Below are 5,185 nucleotides of genomic sequence, written 5' to 3' on the forward strand. Positions count from 1 at the left end.
CCCACACCAGTCCAGTGCGGCCAGGACACCGCGTGTCTGTGGGTGGGATCTGCCACCGGCGCGCCAGGTGCGCGCGTCACCTTCGCCGTGACCCTGTTGCCCTTATGGCAGTCGGTCTTCGCAGGAACGCAGAATGACATCTCCTTCACCCAAATGACCGCTGTCGCGGCGAACGCCGACGGCACGCCCGATTGTGCGGTGAATCCCCTCATCAACAAGGAAGCCACGGCTTTCGCGTTTCTCCCGCACGGATGTTCGCCCGGCGTGGATTGCCAGGCGATACGCGCCATTGTTTTTTCAGTGAGCAGACAAGAGCCGATACTCGACGATGCTGTGCTGTATCAGTGCGCCGTCGACATCGCTGACGATGCGGCGCCAGGCCGATATCCGTTGATGAGCTCGAATGCGTTGGCGGCCGATATCCTCTCCAACCCGGCGGAACTGAGCGCCGTCAACGGAGAGATCGTGGTTGAGGCGCTACCACCAGGAACAACGCCTATTCCGACATCTACGGCTGCTGATGGTCCGAAGCCAGCGGTGGCTGCTTTGCAAGGTGGCGTGGCTGCTCCAGGAACTGGCGGCGGGTGTTCGACGGGGCCGCCGCTGCAGACCGGCTGGGGGAATGCTCTGGCCCTTCTCGCTCTTCCGGCGGCGCTATTTGTCAGGAAGCGGCGGCAAGGTCTTGGCTGCTGGGGATGTGCTCGGTTGGGCACCGAGGGTTCACTCCGCGACATGTCCGGCTCGCTCACGCGGCACAGATGAAGTGCCGGGTTTCCTCGAAACCCATCACGAATGAACGGGCCGGCGCGGGCGATGCTCGCAACTGAGCACGGCTGCAAGCCGGACGACTTCCTCACGGGCTGAGCCATCTCCACATCGTCTCCGATGCAATCTCCACGACGTCGTTCTCGCTCCTCATCTCACGCCTCTTTCACAATTCGTTCAGGTGGTTCTTACGTCCCCCAAAGCCCAAGCGGTTCACGTGCTCCTCGAACTGCCGGTAGGAGTAGCGCCGGTCGGCGTGCACGACCGCGGTTTTGTTGGGGTAGATGCAGGCGCTGCGGCGGAGGAAGCTTACCGGGGTGAAGTTCGTGCGGTAGACGTCGTCACGCGGCATAAGGGGACAGACTGGCGAGGAGACTTGAACTCCTGACTGATCAACGATGCCTGAGCCTATCCCGCAAACCCTTGTGGCACAAGGGTCCGGGGCAGGCTGTGTGTAGCTTTTGCCGGCGAGTCGGCGGCGCCGCACCTAGTACCGGAGTGTCGGAAAGTCCAGCTTGCACTGCTGCAGCGCTGCGGCATCGACGGTGGCGGCCGGCAACACCGGCGGATTCATGAGCGCCGCATGCGAGAAGTCGAACAGGTCCAGCAGCGGCAGCGCGTTCGCATCGCGATTGGTGAGCGCTGGCAGGTCGAACCGGGTCTCGATGAACCGCAGGATCGAGGTGTGATCGTGGACGGCGTGCGACACGAAACCGGGCTTGGCATACGGTGACACCACCACGAACGGCACGCGGAAGCCATAACGGTCGAACTGCGCCGAGAAGTTGCTGCCGGGATCCGCCGGATCGAGCAGCGGCGCGATGTTGTCGGGCACGCACGCCGACGGTGGTGGCACGTGGTCGTAGAACCCGCCGTGCTCGTCGTAGGTGTAGAACAGCGCCGAGGTCGGCCAATTGGGGCTGGCCAGGAGTGCTTCGATGAGCCTCGCAGCGTACGCCTGCCCTTGCTGGATGTTTGCTGGCGGGTGCTCGTCGTTCTCGACCATCGTAATTCCGATCGACCCGTCGATGAAGGCGACGGGCGGTAACGTACCGGCGGCGGCGTCGCTGAAAAAGGCAGAGACGGGCACCAGATTTCTCGGGTTGGCGTGGAAGAGCGAGGCATAGGCGAAATCGTTACGGTACACCTTCCACGCGATCTGGTGCGCGTTGAGCTGGTCGAATATCGTCGGCTGCGAAGATGCCGTGAGGTCGTTGCGGATCCGCCCGAAGGAGGTGCCGGCCAGCAAATAGAACCGGTTCGGAAACGTCGGCCCGACTACCGAAGAGAAGTAGCGGTCGCTCATGGCGAAGGTCTTGGCGAGCGCGTAATAGAAAGGGAGATCGTTCTGGTCGTAGTAGCCCATGGAGCGGGCGCCGTCGGGTTCGTTCTGCGTGACGAAGCCGTCGTTCTTTCCCCCGTCGAACTCCAGGTGGCTGCCGGTCCAGGAGTGATTCGTGTCCGCAGTGCAGTAGCGAGTTTGGTGAAAGGCGGCCACCGGCGCGCCGGTGCTGTCAGGGTTGGTTGCACTTGCGGGGAGGCCGTCGACATCCGCATGCCCCGCCGCCGGCAACTGTCCGAAGTAGTTGTCGAACGAGTGGTTCTCTTGCATCAACACGATGATGTGCTCGATCGGGATGGCGGCGCCGTGCGGTGCGCCAGCCGAAAGCGTGTCCGCCGGCAGCGCGCCGGCGTGAAACACGCACGACGGCGCAGCCGTTGGCGTCGGTGCCACGGCCACCTTCCCGGGCTCATCCTCGCCACAGCCCACCAGCAAGACACACACGATCAGCATCAGCACAGGCCGATAAGTCAATCGCACACCTCCATTGCCAATTTGACCCGGCGAGGCTTATCAAGAAATGAAGCGTCAAGCTACAATGCCGGCGGCTCGCGTTGGAGAAAGCTAGACTGTTCAAGGTCGCCGGCCAACGTGAGGCGGTGGCCGCTGGCTCCGCCAGCGTTGCGCCGCTCGGCACCGAGAAAGCTGGCGCGGAGATTCACTCCGGACCTGCTGATTACGAAGCCGAGAAGGACGAGTAGAAAACTTCAGGCCTCTTGCGGGGTTTCCTCACACGATTCGGATCTTACGCTCAGCGGTTTTCGATGGATTTCAGTGAATTACGGCGATTTTCGTTGTCCAACTGACATCAGTACTGACACCAGGCTTTGCTCCTGCCGGATCACCGCTCCTCTTCGAAAATGCGTCGAATGTCGCGAGAGGCATGCAGCACCCGGACGATTTCGACCGCATCCTTCAGCGGCCGGTAGAAGATGAGGTGCTTTTCGAATCCGGGGATCGGCCACATGCGGAGCTTCTTCACTTCTTCCGCCGCGCTTTGCCCCGGAGGACGCGGCGGCGGACGTCGTCCCAATCCTTCCTCGTCATCTCGGTGGCCGGGCCGCTCCCCAGGCCATCGAGGAGTAGCCGCTCCAGGTGATCCTCGGCGTTGCGTTTTTGCTCGGCGCGCACCAAGGCGCGGACGTACTCGCTCGGCGTGCTGTAGCCGCCGCGCTTCACCTCCGACTCGATGAACTTCTTCATCGGTTCGGGCAGGGACACATTGAGGCTCGTCATGCTCTGTTCCTCCATCACCTCCAAGGATAGGAGATCATGGCAGAAACTGTCAATAAAGCGCAGGCCCATGAAGTCCACAAGGGCGCATGGAGCCGCTGGCGGGAGCGCCGGGAGTGCGACGAGCGCGTTCTGGGCAGCAGCGAGTTCCTCCACCAGGCGCTGACACGGTTGTCCGCCGAGCCTTTGCAGGCGCGCGACCATGTTGACGTCAGCGTCGCCCGCCTGTGTCAGCGCGTCGCGGCTTACTTCGATGTCAGCGAACGCGAGATCGCCAGCCCAAGCTTACGGCGCCAGGTCCTGGCGCCGCGTGCGGTGCTCTGTCATCTGGCCGTTTGCCATCATGGCGTCTGGCTCAGCGGCGTCGGGCGCCGCCTCTCGATCTCTCGTACGAGCATCGCCCGCGCTGTCCAGCGCGCCCCTGTCGTGTACACTGAGCACGGCTGCAAGCCGGACGACTTCCTCACGGGCTGAGCCATCTCCACATCGTCTCCTGCAATCTCCACGACGTCGTTCTCGCTCTTCATCTAACGCCTCGTTCACAACTCGTTCAGGTGGTTCATACGTCCCCCAAAGACAACGACTTGCGAAGGATCGTCCCGTGACGCGGCGCGAGGACTCGACCGCGTCCGGCGAGATTCTCGAAGAGCTGGCCGGGCCTCAGCGTTCTTGCGTCGGAATCGAGCCGATGTAGTCCATCTTGCCGAGGTCCACGCCGTTGTGGCGGAGGATCGCGTACGCCATCGTCGCATGGAAGAAGAAGTTCGGCAGCGCGACGTGCACCAGGTAGTCGTCGCCGCGGAGCCACTTCCCCCCGAGCCACGGCGGAGACACCTTCCGCTCCGCGGCTTCCTCCAAGTCCTTCGGCTGGACGGTCTCGAGGAAGCTGAGGCACTTCTGGATCCGCTGCCGCAGCTCGGCGAAGGTCTGCTCCGTGTCCGGGTGGGACGGCGCCTGCTTGCCGCCGAGGTACGCGGCCGCGTACTTCGCCTGGTCGCAGGCGGACTGCACCTGGCGGACGAACGCAAACTGATCCGGCGCCAGGCGGGCCTGGGCGAGGACATCGACCTCGAAGGATTTGGCCTTCGCGTGCGCGGTGGCCTTGTCCATCCACCGCTCGAGATTCTGCAGGGTCTTGGCGAACAGGCGGATTGCATCGTTGTGGTTCATGTGAGCCTCCTTTCGTGACCGCCGGACGATAGCCCACGGCGTACCTTCAAGCGACCCCCGAGGTACCCGCGAGGCGCCGGAGAGCCGCGTGCGGAAATCGTTCGCGCGGGTACTGAAGCGCGCCGGGTGCCCATCACCTACGTGGCCAACCAACTCGGCCACCCCCGCCTCTACGGCAACCGCGTGCGCTTACGCGACCTGCTCGCCGACACCGATGCGTTCGAGTCTGTTCCCAGCCCGGTCTACGGGGAGAACGACGTCACGATCTCGTATCGCTGCCTGAACCTGCTCTGGCGACCGGTGGGCAGGCTGGTTCGTTTCGTCCTCGTTCACCATCGCGTGCGCGGGTCCATCATTCTCATGTGCACCGATCTCACCATGGACCCCCTCGACGCCATCATCCTCTACGCCTACCGCTACAAAATTGAACTCGGCTTTCGCCACGCGCTGCGCGTCGTCGGCAGCTACGCCTATCACTTCTGGATGATGGCGATGACGCCGATCCGACGGGCCAGCGGCAACCAGTACATGCACCGCAGATCCGAACGCTATCGCCAACAGATTCGTCGCAAGCTGGCGGCCTACCACAGCCACGTCCAGCTCGGATGCATCGCCCAGGGCCTGCTTCAGTACCTGGCGATCTCCTGCAGCTCCACGGTCTGGCAGCTCTTCCGC

9 protein-coding genes are annotated in these 5,185 nt (G+C 63.3%); 4 read left to right on the forward strand and 5 right to left on the reverse strand.

Features of this window, described 5'->3' with window-relative positions:
- On the forward strand, positions 1-762 hold a 762-nt coding region (locus VF515_09115), incomplete at its 5' end, for a hypothetical protein (GenBank protein HEX7407793.1).
- 169 nt (positions 763-931) lie between these two features.
- Here VF515_09115 and VF515_09120 read toward each other — a convergent pair.
- Together VF515_09120 and VF515_09125 are read right to left on the reverse strand one after the other, a co-directional pair.
- Entirely contained in the window at positions 932-1,117 is a 186-nt protein-coding gene (locus VF515_09120) for a hypothetical protein (GenBank protein HEX7407794.1), read from the reverse strand.
- Between the two features lie 135 nt (positions 1,118-1,252).
- Positions 1,253-2,581, reverse strand: a complete 1,329-nt coding sequence (locus tag VF515_09125) for an alkaline phosphatase family protein (GenBank protein ID HEX7407795.1) — start codon at positions 2,579-2,581, stop codon at positions 1,253-1,255.
- An 80-nt stretch (positions 2,582-2,661) separates the two neighbouring features.
- Between VF515_09125 and VF515_09130 the strand changes: the two genes are divergently transcribed.
- A complete protein-coding gene (locus VF515_09130; protein ID HEX7407796.1) occupies positions 2,662-2,808 on the forward strand; it encodes a hypothetical protein in 147 nt (48 codons plus the stop codon).
- Positions 2,809-2,948: 140 nt separating this feature from the next.
- Here the strand turns inward: VF515_09130 and VF515_09135 are convergent, their stop codons facing one another.
- Both VF515_09135 and VF515_09140 read right to left on the reverse strand, forming a co-directional pair.
- Entirely contained in the window at positions 2,949-3,074 is a 126-nt protein-coding gene (locus VF515_09135; GenBank protein HEX7407797.1) for a type II toxin-antitoxin system RelE/ParE family toxin, read from the reverse strand.
- An 11-nt stretch (positions 3,075-3,085) separates the two neighbouring features.
- The gene (locus VF515_09140) at positions 3,086-3,343 is read right to left on the reverse strand and encodes a type II toxin-antitoxin system ParD family antitoxin (protein HEX7407798.1); all 258 of its coding nucleotides are present in this window, start codon (positions 3,341-3,343) and stop codon (positions 3,086-3,088) included.
- 36 nt (positions 3,344-3,379) lie between these two features.
- On the opposite strand from VF515_09140, the gene VF515_09145 reads away from it, so the two are divergent.
- Entirely contained in the window at positions 3,380-3,814 is a 435-nt protein-coding gene (locus tag VF515_09145) for a hypothetical protein (protein ID HEX7407799.1), read from the forward strand.
- A 186-nt stretch (positions 3,815-4,000) separates the two neighbouring features.
- On the opposite strand, the gene VF515_09150 is transcribed toward VF515_09145, so the two are convergent.
- Entirely contained in the window at positions 4,001-4,510 is a 510-nt protein-coding gene (locus VF515_09150) for a DUF1993 domain-containing protein (GenBank protein HEX7407800.1), read from the reverse strand.
- 126 nt (positions 4,511-4,636) lie between these two features.
- Here VF515_09150 and VF515_09155 point away from each other — a divergent pair.
- On the forward strand, positions 4,637-5,185 hold a 549-nt coding region (locus VF515_09155; GenBank protein ID HEX7407801.1), incomplete at its 3' end, for an IS4 family transposase.

The organism is Candidatus Binatia bacterium (assembly GCA_036382395.1).
Lineage (GTDB): Bacteria > Desulfobacterota > Binatia > HRBIN30 > HRBIN30 > JAGDMS01.